Annotated in this window: 18 protein-coding genes; 6 read left to right on the forward strand and 12 right to left on the reverse strand. The window is 69.3% G+C overall.

Annotation, left to right across the window (positions count from 1 at the left end; genetic code table 11):
- Entirely contained in the window at window positions 1-897 is an 897-nt protein-coding gene (locus V6M51_RS05150) for a DMT family transporter (RefSeq protein ID WP_332765219.1), read from the reverse strand.
- Window positions 898-1,022: 125 nt separating this feature from the next.
- On the opposite strand from V6M51_RS05150, the gene V6M51_RS05155 reads away from it, so the two are divergent.
- Window positions 1,023-1,616: a hypothetical protein gene (locus V6M51_RS05155; protein WP_332765221.1), complete on the forward strand. Its 594-nt coding sequence runs from the start codon at window positions 1,023-1,025 to the stop codon at window positions 1,614-1,616.
- Between the two features lie 6 nt (window positions 1,617-1,622).
- Here the strand turns inward: V6M51_RS05155 and V6M51_RS05160 are convergent, their stop codons facing one another.
- The 5 genes from V6M51_RS05160 to V6M51_RS05180 are packed head-to-tail and all read right to left on the reverse strand — an operon-like array spanning window position 1,623 to window position 5,096.
- On the reverse strand, window positions 1,623-1,895 hold the full coding sequence (locus tag V6M51_RS05160; protein ID WP_332765223.1) for an HPr family phosphocarrier protein: 273 nt from the start codon (window positions 1,893-1,895) through the stop codon (window positions 1,623-1,625).
- Entirely contained in the window at window positions 1,892-2,296 is a 405-nt protein-coding gene (locus V6M51_RS05165; RefSeq protein WP_332765224.1) for a PTS sugar transporter subunit IIA, read from the reverse strand. Before V6M51_RS05165 ends, V6M51_RS05160 begins: the two co-directional genes overlap by 4 nt.
- A gap of 10 nt (window positions 2,297-2,306) precedes the next feature.
- A complete protein-coding gene (locus V6M51_RS05170) occupies window positions 2,307-2,792 on the reverse strand; it encodes an HPr kinase/phosphorylase (protein WP_332765225.1) in 486 nt (161 codons plus the stop codon).
- Window positions 2,789-4,408, reverse strand: a complete 1,620-nt coding sequence (locus V6M51_RS05175) for an ATP-binding protein (protein WP_332765227.1) — start codon at window positions 4,406-4,408, stop codon at window positions 2,789-2,791. The genes V6M51_RS05170 and V6M51_RS05175 overlap by 4 nt, the downstream gene beginning before the upstream one ends.
- Entirely contained in the window at window positions 4,377-5,096 is a 720-nt protein-coding gene (locus V6M51_RS05180; protein ID WP_332765228.1) for a response regulator transcription factor, read from the reverse strand. The genes V6M51_RS05175 and V6M51_RS05180 overlap by 32 nt, the downstream gene beginning before the upstream one ends.
- Before the next feature lie 259 nt (window positions 5,097-5,355).
- On the opposite strand from V6M51_RS05180, the gene V6M51_RS05185 reads away from it, so the two are divergent.
- Window positions 5,356-7,068, forward strand: coding sequence for a hypothetical protein (locus V6M51_RS05185; protein WP_332765229.1), 1,713 nt, complete (start codon window positions 5,356-5,358; stop codon window positions 7,066-7,068).
- Between the two features lie 20 nt (window positions 7,069-7,088).
- On the opposite strand, the gene V6M51_RS05190 is transcribed toward V6M51_RS05185, so the two are convergent.
- The 3 genes from V6M51_RS05190 to pseB form a co-directional block, all read right to left on the reverse strand.
- Window positions 7,089-7,649, reverse strand: coding sequence for a hypothetical protein (locus V6M51_RS05190; protein ID WP_332765230.1), 561 nt, complete (start codon window positions 7,647-7,649; stop codon window positions 7,089-7,091).
- Window positions 7,650-7,887: 238 nt separating this feature from the next.
- Window positions 7,888-9,039: a UDP-4-amino-4,6-dideoxy-N-acetyl-beta-L-altrosamine transaminase gene (gene pseC / locus V6M51_RS05195; protein WP_332765231.1), complete on the reverse strand. Its 1,152-nt coding sequence runs from the start codon at window positions 9,037-9,039 to the stop codon at window positions 7,888-7,890.
- Between the two features lie 3 nt (window positions 9,040-9,042).
- On the reverse strand, window positions 9,043-10,101 hold the full coding sequence (gene pseB / locus V6M51_RS05200) for a UDP-N-acetylglucosamine 4,6-dehydratase (inverting) (protein WP_332765233.1): 1,059 nt from the start codon (window positions 10,099-10,101) through the stop codon (window positions 9,043-9,045).
- Between the two features lie 95 nt (window positions 10,102-10,196).
- Between pseB and V6M51_RS05205 the strand changes: the two genes are divergently transcribed.
- Complete coding sequence (locus V6M51_RS05205; protein ID WP_332765235.1) at window positions 10,197-10,595, forward strand: Tat pathway signal protein; 399 nt, start codon at window positions 10,197-10,199, stop codon at window positions 10,593-10,595.
- A 41-nt stretch (window positions 10,596-10,636) separates the two neighbouring features.
- Here the strand turns inward: V6M51_RS05205 and V6M51_RS05210 are convergent, their stop codons facing one another.
- The 3 genes from V6M51_RS05210 to V6M51_RS05220 are packed head-to-tail and all read right to left on the reverse strand — an operon-like array spanning window position 10,637 to window position 12,395.
- The gene (locus V6M51_RS05210; RefSeq protein ID WP_332765236.1) at window positions 10,637-11,413 is read right to left on the reverse strand and encodes an SDR family oxidoreductase; all 777 of its coding nucleotides are present in this window, start codon (window positions 11,411-11,413) and stop codon (window positions 10,637-10,639) included.
- A 20-nt stretch (window positions 11,414-11,433) separates the two neighbouring features.
- On the reverse strand, window positions 11,434-11,739 hold the full coding sequence (locus tag V6M51_RS05215; protein WP_332765238.1) for a 4a-hydroxytetrahydrobiopterin dehydratase: 306 nt from the start codon (window positions 11,737-11,739) through the stop codon (window positions 11,434-11,436).
- Window positions 11,736-12,395 carry an HAD-IA family hydrolase gene (locus V6M51_RS05220; protein WP_332765240.1) on the reverse strand — a complete coding sequence of 220 codons (660 nt, stop codon included), beginning with the start codon at window positions 12,393-12,395 and terminating at the stop codon, window positions 11,736-11,738. Before V6M51_RS05220 ends, V6M51_RS05215 begins: the two co-directional genes overlap by 4 nt.
- Before the next feature lie 102 nt (window positions 12,396-12,497).
- Here V6M51_RS05220 and V6M51_RS05225 point away from each other — a divergent pair, with 102 nt between their 5' ends.
- The 3 genes from V6M51_RS05225 (at window position 12,498) to V6M51_RS05235 (ending at window position 14,698) form a co-directional block, all read left to right on the forward strand.
- Window positions 12,498-12,896, forward strand: a complete 399-nt coding sequence (locus V6M51_RS05225; RefSeq protein ID WP_332765242.1) for a VanZ family protein — start codon at window positions 12,498-12,500, stop codon at window positions 12,894-12,896.
- 122 nt (window positions 12,897-13,018) lie between these two features.
- On the forward strand, window positions 13,019-13,876 hold the full coding sequence (locus tag V6M51_RS05230; RefSeq protein ID WP_332765244.1) for a hypothetical protein: 858 nt from the start codon (window positions 13,019-13,021) through the stop codon (window positions 13,874-13,876).
- 51 nt (window positions 13,877-13,927) lie between these two features.
- Window positions 13,928-14,698, forward strand: coding sequence for a hypothetical protein (locus V6M51_RS05235; RefSeq protein WP_332765246.1), 771 nt, complete (start codon window positions 13,928-13,930; stop codon window positions 14,696-14,698).
- Window positions 14,699-14,716: the final 18 nt, after the last annotated feature.

Raw genomic sequence — 14,716 nt, forward strand, 5'->3', positions numbered from 1 at the left:
TCAGGCCGGGGTCGGCGGCGGGGCCGCCCCCAGGTCCGAGGGCGGCGAGCGGCCCTCGCCTAACACCACCGCGAAGCTCCCGGCGATGATCAGCAGCCCGCCAAGGCCGAGCGCCAGGGTCAGACGGTCGCCGAACGCCAGCACCCCGAGGGCCGCGCCCATCAGCGGCTCGATATTGATAAACACCCCGGCGCTGGCGGCGCCTACCCTGGCCGACCCGAACTGCCAGGCCGCGGTCGCCAGCAGGGTGGCGAACACGCCCTGCCCCACGATACCCGCCCAGGCGACAGGGCTGAGGTCCAGGCGTGGCGGGCCGTGCATGAAGAGGGCGATGGGCAGGATGGTGGCGGCCGCCACGACCACGGTCACGGCCGGGACCGCCATAGGGTCGGACGGCTTGGGCGCGCGGCGCAGCACCAGCAGCCAGGCCAGGAAGATCAGCAGGGCGCCGAGCGACAACGCCACCCCTAGCGGCGAACCGGCTCCGTCCGGCTTTCCGGCGATCAGGGCCGCGCCGAGGGTCGCCGCGCCGACGCCCGCCCAGGAGGCCCGGCTGACCCGCTCGCCCAGGAACCGGGCGGAGAGCGCGATCAGGGCCGGCATCAGACCGACCATCAGGGCCGCCAGGGTGACGCTGACGTGGGACAGGCCCTCGAACTGCACCATGAAGGCGACGCCGTAGAGCGCGCCGGCCAGCAGCACCGGCGGTGAACGGAACAGCGCCCGGGTCTCGGCGTGACGCAGGGCGAACGGCGCCGCGGCCAGGGCGGCGACCGCGAACCGCAGCAGGATCATGTGCGCCGCCTCGGTTTCCCGCAGAACCAGCTTTCCCAGGGGAAAGCCCAGCCCCCAGGAGGCGCCAGCCAGGGCGAGGGCGAGGAAGGCGAGGCTTTTCATGGCCGCTTCCTGCCGCATTCGCCGCGTCCTGGCGAGAGGCGCCTGTCGTGCCTAACCCGCCTTAGGGACGATTCTTCACGTCGAATTCAGCGCCCCTTGGGACGATGCCGCGTCGGCGAGGCCCTATGCACATTTCCAAGCTTGCGGCGGGCCAGCCTTCCGCCTCCAATTTCTCGGGCGGCCTCCCCGCCGCGACAGCGGTGCTGAACGACCCGGCCGGGTCGCTGCCCCAGCAGTTGAAGGCCTATCAGGTCCTGGCCGGCCGTTGGCGCGAGGCCGGTCCCGGCGAGCGGGCCGCCCTGGCCCCGACGCTCACCGAGTCGCCCTTCGCCCAGCGGGTGCAGTCGACGCTGAACGCCTTCACCCGCGCCGCCTGGGCCGGACCCGAGGCCACGCCGCCCGCGCCCCAGGCCAAGGCCCTCGAAGCCTTCGACGCCCTCTCGGAACCCGACCGCGAGATCGTCGCGGCCATGCAGGTCGATACCTCCGGCGAACCCGCCTATGTCTCGGCCGCGGCCTACCGGGCACGCCTGCAGGCCGATCTGGAGGCAGCCCGTACGCCCACCGACCGGGCGCAGGACGTGGTGACCCTGTCGGAAGCGGCCGTGCGCCACCTCACCGGCGATGGCGAGCCAGCATCGAGGCAAACTCCCCCGCCCGAAGCCGCGCATCCAGCGGTGGCCGCGGCGCTGGCCGCCTATGCCAGGGCGGCGCGCTAAAAGGCGCTATTCGTCCTCGTCGAAGCGGCGGGCGACGAGTTCGATCAGGGCGTCCAGCGCCGCGACGGCTTCCGACCCTTCAGCTTCGATCTCGATGGCGCTGCCGGGACCGGCGGCCAGCATCATCAGGCCCATGATCGAGCGGGCGTCGACCGTCTGACCGTCCTTGGAGACCCGCACCTCCGCCTCGAAGCTGGACGCGAGCTTGACGAACTTGGCCGAGGCGCGGGCGTGCAGCCCCCGCTTGTTGATGACGTCGACGCTGCGGACGTCCCTCACTTCTCGCCGGCCAGCACATAGGAGGCGACGGAGATGTACTTGCGGCCGGCCTCCTGGGCGCAGGCGACGCAATCGTCCAGGCTCTGCTTGGTCCGGACCGAAGCGAGCTTGATCAGCATGGGCAGGTTCAGGCCGGCGATCACCTCGGCCTTGGTCTGCTCCATCACCGAGATGGCCAGGTTCGACGGCGTGCCGCCGAACATGTCGGTCAGCAGGATCACGCCCGCGCCCGAGTTCACGCGCTCGCACGCCGCCAGGATGTCCTTGCGGCGCTTTTCCATGTCGTCCTCGGGGCCGATGCAGATCGACGCCACGGCGCTCTGCGGGCCGACCACGTGCTCCATCGCGAAGACGAATTCCTCGGCCAGTCGCCCGTGCGTGACGATCACGAGCCCGATCATGCCAACTCTCTCAACGGGAATCCCCACCCGGCCGCGGCGAGACGCCGGCCGCGAGGGCGTCTTGATACGCCCCTTCCGGCCCGGCTCCAAGATGCTGCAGTGCGCGACGGAGTTTCGCAGGTGCGCTGGATTCAAGCGGCGCGAGACTTAGGGCCGGTATGTTCAACCCAACGTAGTTTTCGGCGGCCGGCTCGGGCATTCTTTCCACCGGTCCGCAACGGACCGCGAGGTCGATCCGGCAGTAGCCGAGCGTCGGCTCGGGCAGGACGCCGAGACCGCGCACCTCCATCAGCCCCGCCAAGCTGTCGGGCGCCCGACCATACAGGGCGCCCTCGCAGGCCCAGACCAGGGTGCGGTCGTCGGCCACCAGCCGGAAGCCCTGGTCCAGGCAGCGTAGGGCCAGGTCGCTCTTGCCCGCGCCCGACTCGCCCAGGATCAGCACCCCGCGCCAGCCGCCGGGGAAGAAGGCCGCGACCAGGCCGGCATGGACGATCACCGCCGCGCCTCGGGCAGGGTGACGATGAAGCGAGCGCCGGCGATCTTGCCGTCCAGGCCGCGGCGGTTCTCCGCCCGGATCGACCCGCCCTGGGCCGCGGCGATCTGGCGGGCGATAGAGAGGCCCAGGCCCGAATTGCCACCGAAGGCCGCACCCTTCGGCCGCGAGGTGTAGAACCGTTCGAAGACGGTCTCCAGATTGTCGACCGGGATGCCCGGGCCGTCGTCCTCGACCACCGCCGTGGCCTCGCCGCGGCCGCGTTCCAGGGAGACCCGCACCTCGCCGCCCGACGGGCTGAATGAGCGGGCGTTGTCGATCAGGTTGCGGAACAGCTGGCCCAGCGGCCCTTCGCGGCCTGAGACCATGATCGGCTCCAGGGTCTCGGAGACCTGGAAGACGACGCTCGCCTCGCCCTTGCGTCGGGTGTCCTGGTAGAGCTGCACCACCTCGCCGATCAGCCGGCCCAGATCGAGGGCGCGGACGTCCTCCCGCGACAGCTCGGCGTCCAGGCGCGAGGCGTTGGAGATGTCGGTGACCAGGCGGTCCAGCCGCTGGACGTCGTTCTTGAGGATCGAGAGCAGCCGGTCTCGGGCTGCGGGGTCGGAGACCAGGTCCAGGGTCTCCACCGCCGAGCGCAGGGAGGTGAGCGGGTTCTTGATCTCGTGAGCCACGTCGGCGGCGAACCGTTCGATGGCGTCCATCCGTTCCGACAGGGCCTGGGTCATGTCCTCGAGGCTGCGGGTGAGGTCGCCCAGTTCGTCGTCGCGCCGCGCCAGGTCGGGCAGGGAGATGGCCCGCGCCCGCGACAGCCGCACCCCGTCGGCGGCGCGCGCCAGCCGCCGGACCGGCTGGGCGATCAGGTTGTTCAGCAGGACCGAGGACAGGATGCTGACCGTGATGGCGATCATGATGAAGGGCGCCAGGGCCGCGCGCTCGCGGGCGATGATCTCGTCGACGTCGCTGGCCTCCAGGGTCAGGACGCCCAGCACCGCCTGGACGTGCTGGATGGGGATGGAGACCGACACCACCCGCTCGCCATCCTCCGAGGTGCGCATTCCCGCCCAGTGGACCCCACGCAGCGCCTGGCTGACCTCGATGGCCAGGGCCCGCTGGGCGGCCGGGGCCGGCGGCGGCGGCGGACGGCCCATCTTCAGGTCGAGATTCAAACCCCCGTCCTCGCGGGCCTTGGCCGGCGGCAACACTTTCCATTCCACCCGGTCGGCCACCCAGTAGCTGTCGGCGATCAGCTCGCCCCGGGCGTTGAACAGCCGGGCCCGCTGCGAGCGGGGGTTCGACAGGATCTGCAGGATCTCGCTGGCGGCCCCGGCGTCGAGCTGCGGTGTCGGCTCGCCCACGGTGGCGGCGCGGTTGATCACGTTGACGATCAGCTCGCCCTGGGTGGTCAGGCTGTCGATCCGCGCGCCCACCAGGCCGCGGCGCAACTCGTTCAGCACCAGCGACCCGCCGATGATGATCGCCAGGCCCAGGACGTTCAGCGCGATGATCAGCCGCCCCAGCCGCGACCCCGGCAGCCAGCGCAGCCACCAGGACTGGCGCAGGCGCGGGGGCTTGGGCGGCGCCGGATCAGGCTTCGCGGTATCTGTAACCGACGCCATAGAGGGTTTCGATTGCGTCGAACTCAGGATCGACCTCGCGGAACTTCTTCCGCATCCGCTTGATGTGGCTGTCGATGGTGCGGTCATCGACATAGACCTGATCGTCGTAGGCGGCGTCCATCAGATTGTCGCGGCTCTTCACGAAACCGGGGCGCTGGGCCAGGGACTGCAGCAGCAGGAACTCGGTGACGGTGAGCTTCACCGGCTTGCCGTCCCACAGGCAGTCGTGGCGGGCGGGGTCCAGCGTCAGCTTGCCGCGCTTCAGCGCGCGAGCCGCGGCCTCGGCGCCGCCGCCGGCGGCCGCCGCGGCGGTGTCCTCGCCTTCGATCCCGGCCCGGCGCAGCACCGCCTTCACCCGCTCGATCAGCAGGCGCTGACTGAAGGGCTTGTGCATGTAGTCGTCGGCGCCGAGGTTGAAGCCCAGGATCTCGTCGATCTCCTCGTCCTTGGACGTGAGGATGATCACCGGCAGGTCGGAGGTCCGGCGCAGGCGGCGCAACACCTCCATGCCATCCATGCGCGGCATCTTCACATCCAGGATGGCGAGGTCGGGCGGCTCGTTCTCGAGCGCGGCCAGGCCCGCCGCGCCGTCGAAATACGCCTTGACCTCGTGGCCGTGGCTCTCGAGGGCGAGGCTGACTGACGTGACGATGTTCTCGTCGTCGTCCACCAGGGTGATCTTGGCCATATGTACTCGTCGCATCCTTCAGGCGAAGCTTGCATAGCTAATCGTCCGCCAGCATGGCCTCAATGGGGCGAATGATCGACAGGCGATGGCGCAGGCGAATTCGGGCGCTCTCCGGGCGCGGTCGGCGCCGACTGTTAAAGCTTGCCGAAGACTTGGGTTCCCGTCCCGCCGCGACACCGGGCCGCTGCGGCGAGAAGACAGGATAAATCCAGTATTAAGCTTGTTCGGCGAACGTAGTGGGCTGAAAGGGCTCCACCACGTGCAAGGTCATCAAGTCCATTATGAAGTATTCTCCCGGCGGGCGCCGGGCGGAGGCTGGACCCTGGACCAGGCGACGGAGAACCGCGCCCAGGCGATCGCCAACGCCCAGGAGATGATGAAGGAGGGCAAGGTCGCCGGCGTGCGGGTCACCAAGGAGACCCTCGACCCGGAGACCCGCGAGTTCCAGTCCGTCACCATCCTGAACCTCGGGTCGACCGAGACCGTCAAGAAGAAGAAGGTCGTCGAGAACCAGGACCCGCTCTGCGTCTCGCCGCAGGACCTCTACACCGTGCACGCCCGCGAACGCATCGGCCGCCTGCTGGAAGGCTGGCTGGAGCGCAAGGGCGCGACCCCGTTCGAACTGCTGCACCGCGCCGACCTGGTCGAGGAGCTGGAGGCCTCCGGCACCGACCTGCAGCACGCCATCCAGAAGGTCGCCATCCCCGAGGCCCAGGCCCGGGACATGACCGTCCATGAGCTGATCCGGACCTTCTCCAGCCTGGTCGAGCGCGCCATCGACCGACTGCTGAAGGATTTCCGCAAGGGCGGGATGCCCAATATCGATGCGGAGGGCTTCGCCCGCGCCGCCGAGCGGGTGAGCAAGGACCCGGAACGGGCCTATCTGCTGGGCGCCGGGGTCGCCGCCTCCATCGCCCCGGCCAAGACCTGGTCGGAGAAGATCTCCCGCCTGCTGGACCTGGCCGACGCCGCTCCGGTGACCGGGCCTCCGCGGGGCCTGGCCCTGCAGGTGATCGAACAGCCCCTGGCCGAGATCCTCGGCTCCAAGACCGGCCTCGACAACGTCATCGGCAAGGACCTGGACCTCGGCGCCCAGCTGGCGGCCATGACCCGGCTCGCGGCCTGCGACGCGATCGACGCCCTGATGCGGATCGAACCCTCGGTGGCCAAGGTCATGCCGCCCCTGTCCGAGGCCGCCACCCGGCTCTCCAAATGGCTGGCGGCCGAGGACTTCGAGAGCGTCCGCGCCGCCATCGCCCGGCGCGTGGTGCGCGAACTGAACGGCCCCCGCCGGCTTCGGCCCGGCGACGCCACCGGCGAGATCGAGGTGATGCGCGGCCTGGCCATGGCGCTGACCGCCGCGGCCGGCGCCCTGCTGCCGCTCGACGACATCCAGAACGCCTTCGTGCAGCGCTCCAAGATGCTGGTCACCGGCGACTTCGTGGAGGTCTATCTGGGCCGGGAACGCTCGGCCCGGGAAGAGGCCGAGGCCCTTATGTGGCTGGTGGAGAACGTGATCGGCGGCGCCAACAAGCGCCAGGCCGGCCGCTATCTGGGCGCCGGCATCGCCGCCCTGCGCTTCGAGAAGGAATTCCGCAACGGTCCGCAGACCGCGGCTGTCAAGCTGCAGATCCTCGCCGCCCTGCAGCGCTCGGTGGCCCGCAGCGGCCTGGTGGCCGAGGACTACACCCCCATCCAGATGAAGATCGGCGACGTGGGCGGCATGGTCGAGGCCGACGCCCGCCTGGTCCAGACCCTGGCCCGCACCCCGGCCTCCCCGTCGCAGAAGCTGCTGCTGATGCTGCGCCTGGCCGTCGGCGAGGTGGCGCCCCTCGGCCCCGCCGCCGACCGCGCCAAGCACGAGGCCTTCAAGCTGGTCCGCCAGGACGACACCCGCGCCGACCTGATCGAGCAGCCGGAATGCATGGGCAAGGTGCGGGAGCTGCTGGGCGCGCTGGGACACGCGGCTTAGGGGGCGGCCCTAGACAGAGCTCATTGCGCCATCTTGTAGGTTGCGGTCGCCACCACCTGGACACGGTCTAGGCGTTGGCCGGGCGCCTTTGCGCGGCTTACAAGAATGGAAAACGCTGGCTCCTCTCGGTTCCGGAAGACGGTCGTTATCAAGTCGCCATTGGCCTCTTCGCCGCTCTTCTCCCAGCGGCTGGCGAACGCGTTCGCGTCAAGCACAGATTCGACCACGGGCTGCAGGTCTGTGTCGCCGCCGCCGGTGACGTGGCACATCGGTAGCTGATCGGAGACCACTAGGACGTAGCCAGCCCCAGGTGTTGAGTTGATGCGCCAGTAGCGATTCGCGGCCCGTAGGGGTTTCGGCGGAAGCGACGTCTCGTCCACCCGCGCGACCAGCCCCATTTTGTCACCGAGGCCGACCGTCGAGACAAATGGCGCCACACCACTCGCCCAACTCTTCGGATTGAGAACCCATTCCTCGCAACCGCGCAACGCGCCGGCGAAACCCTGTTCCAGGGGCGATTGAGCCTGAACGGGGTTGCCGATCAGGAGAGCGGATGCGGCGTAAAACAAGGCGAAGCGCACGGGGCAGGCAGTCCTTACGAGCGTCGCCATAGAAGCTAGACTGCGGCGCTTCCGGGTTCCACCCAAAGCTGTCATCCCGGTTTCGGCCGCAGGCCGAAGACCGGGACCCATGAACACCGGATGGGGCAGGATGCGGCTCGGCCTCGCCATCTGGTTGGGTTCAGGCGCGTATGGGTCCCGGTCTTGCTTCGCAAACCGGGATGACGAGCGGGGGTGGGGTGGAGGCGTGTGACCGCCGCTAGGCGCCCAGCACCTCAGCCAACGCCGCGGCCACCTGATCCACGTCCTCGTCGGCCATGCCCGGATAGAGCGGCAGGGATAGGCAGCGGTCGTACCAGGCCTGCGCCCCCGGCAGGTCGAGCTCGCCGTAGCGTTCGCGATAATAGGGCTGGGTGTGGACGGGGATGTAGTGGACCTGGGTCCCGACGCCGCGCGCCTTCAGCGCCTCGACCACCTCGCGGCGTGTCTTGCCGGCGGCCTCGAAGTCGATCAGGGCGACCATCAGGTGCAGGACCGGGTCGCTCCAGTCCGGGCGGGTCGCCAGCCGCACGAGCGGGACCAACGGCGCCAGCGCCTCGACATAGCGCGCCGCCAGCAGACGCCTACGCGCAGCGAAGCGGTCGAGCTTGGCGAGCTGGGAGATGCCGAGCGCGCAGAGGATGTCGGGCAGGCGGTAGTTGAAGCCGGGCTCCGGCATCTCGTACCACCAGGGATCACCACCCTCTGGCCTCACCATGCCGTGGCTGCGCAGGCGCCTCAGGCGCTCGGCGAGGCGCGGGTCATTGGTGGTGACCATGCCGCCCTCCCCTGTGGCGATGGTCTTGACCGGATGGAACGAGAAGGTGGCCATGGACGAGTGGCGGCAGTCGCCCACCCGCTCGACGCTGTTGCCGAAGGTCAGGGTGGAGCCGAGCGCATGGGGCGCGTCCTCCACCAGCACCGCGCCGGCCTCGCGCGCCAGGGCCTCGAGCCCCGGCAGGTCGGCCGTGTCCCCGCGCAGATGCACCGGCAGCACGGCGCGGAGCTTGCGATCCCCCACCCGGGTCAGGGCCTCGGCCAGGGTGTCGGCGGTCATCAGCCCGCTCTCGGGGTCCACATCGGCGAACACCACCTCGGCGCCCACATAGCGGGCGCAGTTGGCGGTGGCGAGGAAGGTGATGGACGGCGCGATCACCACCTCGCCCGGCTGCACGTCCAGGGCCAGCATGGCCAGGTGCAGGGCCGCGGTGCCGTTGGCGCAGGCCACGGCGTGCTTCGCCCCCACCACCTCGCGGAAGGCCGCCTCGAAGGCGTCGACGGTCGGGCCCGTGGTCAGGAAGTCGCCGCGCAGGGCCTGCGCCACCGCGGCGATGTCGTCATCCTCGATGGTCTGGCGGCCGTAGGGGAGCATGGCCTAGTCGGTCGCCCGGCGGCGGCGGTCGCTGGGACCGCGATCGTCGAGCAGGGTCAGCAGGCCGTCGCCCGACAGCCACTCCTCATTGGTGTCGCTGGCATAGGAGAAGCCTTCCTCGACCAGGCGGTGGGTCTGGGCGAAGGGCGTGCGCGGATATTCCACGAAGGCCGGCTCGATGGCGTAGCGGTCGCCCAGGTCGACCGTTGTGCGCGCGTCGTCCACCGAGATCATCATCTCGTGCAGCTTCTCGCCCGGACGGATGCCGATCACCTTGATGGCGACGCCGGGGGCCATGGCCTCGGCCAGGTCGGTCATCTTCATGGAGGGGATCTTGGGCACGAAGATCTCGCCGCCGCGCATCTGGTCCAGGGAGGACAGCACGAAGTCGACCCCCTGGTTGAGCGTGATCCAGAACCGGGTCATCCGCGCGTCGGTGATCGGCAGCTCTGTCACGCCCTTGGCGATCAGCCGCTGGAACAGCGGCGCCACCGAGCCACGCGAGCCCACCACATTGCCGTAGCGGACCACCGAGAACCGGGTGCCGATGTCGCCCGACAGGTTGTTGGCCGCCACGAAGGTCTTGTCGGAGGCGAGCTTGGTCGCCCCGTAGAGGTTCACCGGGTTGCAGGCCTTGTCGGTGGAGAGCGCCACCACCTGCTTCACGTGGTTGTAGAGGCAGGCCCAGACCACGTTCTCGGCGCCCATGATATTGGTATGGATGCACTCCGAGGGATTGTATTCCGCCGCCGGCACCTGTTTCAGGGCTGCGGCGTGGATCACGATGTCGACGCCGCGCATGGCCAGCTGCAGCCGTTCGCGGTCGCGCACGTCGCCCAGGAAGAAGCGCATGGGCGAGAGCGTCGCGGCGTCGAACTTCTCCGCCAGGTCGATCTGCATCTCGTGCTGCTTCAGCTCGTCGCGGGAATAGACGATCAGTTTCCGTGGCTTGGCCTCTTTCAGCACGGTCTCGATGAAGCGGCGCCCGAACGATCCCGTGCCGCCGGTGACCAGGATCACCTTGCCGTCGAGGTCCAGGGAAGTGGGTGCGAACCGGCCCAAAAGCGGCGCTCCTGAAGGGAAATGCGAATCTTCGCCGCACTCTCGGCCCCCGGATGTAAAGAGAGCGCTAACCATGATGTGGCGTGCTGTCACGCATGGACAGCCGCCCCCTCCTCGCCCTCGCCCTGATCGCCGCGCTCGCGCCGGGCGGCGCCCTCGCCTCCGGCCCGGAGAAGAAGAAGGGCGGCGGCCTGACCTTCATCCAGCTCAACACGCTCACCTCCACGGTGATCCGCCCCGACGGCCGCCGCGGGGTGCTGACGGTTGAGACCGGGATCGACGTGCCCGACGAGAAGCTGCGCGCCAAGGCCGAGATGCTCGTGCCCCGCCTGCGCGCGGCCTATGTCCAGTCGCTGCAGATCTACGCCTCGGGCATGAACCCCAATTCCGCCCCCAACGCCGACCAGCTGGCGCTCCAGCTGCAGCGCGAGACCGACCGGGTCATGGGCCAGAAGGGCGCCCGGCTGCTGCTGGGCACGATGCTGATGAACTGAATTCTTCTCCCTCCCCTTTATGGGGAGGGAAAAGCAGCGCCTCACATCGCCGAGATGCCGCCGTCGAGCTTCAGCTCCGCGCCGGTCATGAACTTGCTCTCGTCGCTGGCCAGGTAGAGCACCGCATTGGCGATGTCCTCCGGCTCGCCGATGTGGCCGAGCGGGATCTGGCGGGCCAGCTTGCCTTCGGCGACCTCCTTGCCGAACTGCTGGCGCAGGGGGTCGAGGATCGGGGTGTCGATGAAGGTCGGATGGACGGAGTTGGAGCGGATATCCAGCCCCTGCTTGGCGCAGTGCAGGGCGATGCCCTTGCTGAGCAGCCAGACCCCCGCCTTGGAGGCATTGTAGACCGGCGAGTTGTGGGCGGCGATCAGGCCCGCGATCGAGGAGATGTTGACGATCGAGCCCGGCTGGCAGGCGCGCATGTATTTCAGCGCGTGCTTGGTCCCCAGGAAAACCGAGTCGACATTGACGCTCATCACCAGCTTCCAGTCCTCGAGACTGAGCTGCTCGATATTGCCGCCGCGGCTGATGCCGGCGTTGTTGACCAGGACCGAGATGCCGCCCATGGCCGCGTCGGCCTCCTCCAGGGCGAAGATCCACTGGTCTTCCTTGGTGACGTCCAGGGGGAAGGCGAAGGCCGTGCCCTCCCCGTGCGCCGCGTTGATCTCGGCGGCGACCGCCTTGGCGCCCTCGTGATTGATGTCGGCGATGGAAACCTTGGCCCCCTCGTCGGCCAGCTTGCGCGCCATGGCCGCGCCCAGGCCCTGGGCTCCGCCGGTGATGAAGGCCTTCTTGCCCGCGACCCGTCCCGCCATCGTCGTCTCCCGTCCGTCTGCTATTTGCCGCCGGCCGCCGCGGCGGCCTCGTTCATGAAGCTGGCCAGGGTCACGTCCAGCTCGGTGACCCCGTCGGCGTCGTGGGTCGCGAGCGTCACGTCCACCCGGTTATAGACATTGAACCACTCCGGATGGTGGTCGAGCTGCTCGGCCCGGATCGCCACGCGGGTCATGAAGCCGAAGGCCGCGTTGAAGTCGGCGAACTTGAAGCTGCGCTGGATGGCGTCGCGCTCGCCGGGCAGGGCGCTCCAGCCCGGCAGGCGGGCGAGCGCCGCCGGGGCGCCGATCCTGGCCGGCCGGGTCATGCCGAGACCTCCGCCTCGAAGATCAGGCCGGTGGCGGCCGAGAGCTCGGCGAGGGTCAGGTCGACGTCCGTCACCTTGATGGCCCGCATGCCCAGCGCCGCGGCCGGTTTGCAGTTGATGCCCAGGTCGTCGAGATAGACGCAGGTCTCCGGCGCCACGCCCAGGGCCTCGCACATCATCAGGTAGATCTTCGGGTCGGGCTTGCGCACCCCGGCCTTGGAGCTTTCGATGACGTGGTCGAACAGCGGCAGGATCTGGCCCATGGCGCCGGCCGCCTGCTGGGGTTCATCGGCCCCCGGGCTGTGGTGGCTGACCATGTTGTTGGTGATGCAGCCGACCTTGAAATGTTCCTTGCAGACCCGCAGCGCCGCCACCATCCGCGGCCGCACGGCCCCCGACAGCAGGGGCAGGACGTCGCGGCCGGGCACCGGATGGCCCAGCGCCGTGGACTCGGCCAGGAACAGGTCATCAAAGCCCTTGGCGTCGATCTCGTTGCGCTCGAACAGGGCCCAGGCGTTGGTGTCCGGATTGGTGGAATTGACCTTGCGGATCAGGTCCTTGGGCACGCCGTTCTCCGCCTCGTAGCGCGCGAAGGCCTCGAAGGGCGAGGTGGTGAACACCCCGCCGAAATCCCAGATCACCGCCTCGACCGTCATGAATTCAATCCGTCGTTTGAAATGCGGCGCGACGCTAGCGCCCGGCCGCCGAAAGTGGAAACCGCTTTTGCCGGAAGCGGCGTTCACAGGCTAGAGAGGCACATGCGCGCCACCTTCGCCTTCATCCCCCGGCCTGTTCGCCTGGGCGTCTTCCTGCTGGCGGTCGGCGTGATCCTCTACCTGACCCTCGCGCCCAGCGAGGACGTCCCGGGCGAGGGCTTCATCTGGGACAAGGCGGCGCACGCCATCGCCTTCGGCCTGCTGGCGCTCATCGGCCTGCTGTTCTCCACCCATCGCCGCTGGAAGGTGGTGCTGGCGGTCTGGGGCCTGGCGGTCGGGATCGAGGTCGCCCAGGCCATGATGCCGTTCGGTCGCCAGGGCGACTGGCGCGACGCCCTGGCCGACACCATCGGAATCGGCCTCGCATTAACCTTCTGGGCCACTGCCCGGCGGTTCAAGCCGAAGCCGGCGTCGCTGGAAAAAGACCTTTCGTTACAATAGAATATTCTTAATTGTCGCCCGTCAGGCGCGGCGGGCTCGCCCCTGGGGTGAAAGCCACAGCGTTAACGGGAATTGATCCGCATCCTTGGGGTTACGTCTCTGTAGCTGCCGGAAAATCCGCCATGCGCCTGCGTTCGATCCTGCCTCTCGCCGCCTTCCTGGCGCTCGCCGCGTGCGACAACGCCGCCGTGCGGCCGAAGATCGCCTCCAAGGACGCCGCCACGGGCGCGGTCACCCAGCCGCTGCCGGCGCCGAAGGCGGCCGCTCCGGGAACCCAGGTCGCCGCCGCCGGCTGCTGCGCCTGCCCGACGCCGGCCCAGGTCGCCGCCTGCCCGCCCAGCATGGCGCCCGAAAGCGCCGCGCCTGCGGTGAAGGCCAAGCATCACGGCGGCTATAAGGCCCGCCGCCACCTGGCCGCCCGCGCCCCGGCCCGGGCCGAACGGCGGATCGAGCGCCAATACGTCCGCGTGGAGCGCCCGACCTATGCGCCCGCCGAGCGCGACTACGCCCGGGTCGAGCGCCATGAGGACCTGCGCATCGAGGAACGCCGCGACTACGCCCGCGAGGACTTCGAACGCCGCGAGATGGAACGCCGCGATTTCGAGCGCCGCGACTACGAACGTCGGGAGTTCGAGCGACGTGAATTTGCTCGTCGCGACCTCGAGCGCCGCGAGATGGCGCAGCGGGAATTCGAACATCGCGAGATGGCCCGCCACGACGAGGAGCGCCGCCAGCAGGCGCGCTATGAGGAAGAGCGCCGCCTGCAGCTCGCCTGGCGCGAACAGGAAGCCCGCCGCGCGGCCCGCGCCTATGACGAAGTCCGCCGCGAGGAGCGCTACGAATCCTCGGTCCGCTATTCGGAACGCGGCGGCTACAGCTCGGGCGGCTACGCTTCCGGTGGGTCGGGCTGCAACACCTGCATCCGCCCGGCCGCCGGCCGCGACGCCGCCGGCTTCCTGACCTGGCCTGGCAAGCGCTAGACCCTGCCCCGCGACGGCTCCTATCATCGCCCCCAGTTTCAGGGGGACCTCATGGCCAAGGGTCAGGCGAAGGGCGGCAAACCCGCGCCGTCGATCTATCTCGCGACGCCGGCCTATGGCGGCCTCGTCTACATCCACTACGCCCAGTCCGTGCTGGCGCTGCAGACCGCCTGCGCCAACCGGGGCGTGCGGCTGCGCACCGAGATGATCGGCGGCGAGGCCCTGATCCAGCGGGGCCGCGCCCGGCTGCTGGCCAAGTTCCTCCACGAGACCGACGCCAGCCACATCCTGTTCTGCGACGCCGACATCGGTTTCTCACCCGACAACCTGTGGCGGCTGCTGAAGTCGGGGCGTGACGTGGTGGGCGGGGTCTATCCGGCCAAGACCCTGAACTGGGACAAGGCGCGCGCCGCGGCCCTGGCCGGCGCGGTCGACCTGCGGGCCGCGGCCCAGACCTATGTGGTCCGCTTCCTGCCCAATCCGGACAATAGCGTCCAGGTGGACGACGGCTTCGCCCGCGTCGCCTATTGCGGCACGGGCTTCCTGCTGATCAGCCGCAAGGCCGCCAAGGCGGTGGTCGAGGCCCATCCCGAGCTCACCGCCAGGATGGGCGACATGGCCGAGGGCGGCGGCGAGGCGGTCATGGTCTTCGACACCATGATCGAGCCCGGCACGGGCGAGTACCTTTCCGAGGACTACGCCTTTTGCCGCCGCTGGCGCGACCTGGGCGGCGAGATCTGGGTCGACCTGGAATCGCCCCTGACCCATGTGGGCACGGGGACCTTCACCGGTGCGGCGATCCACGCCCTGCGCAAGGGCTGAGCTAATCGTTCAACCGAA

Origin of the sequence: Phenylobacterium sp., from assembly GCF_036677185.1 — a bacterium.
Lineage (GTDB): Bacteria > Pseudomonadota > Alphaproteobacteria > Caulobacterales > Caulobacteraceae > Phenylobacterium.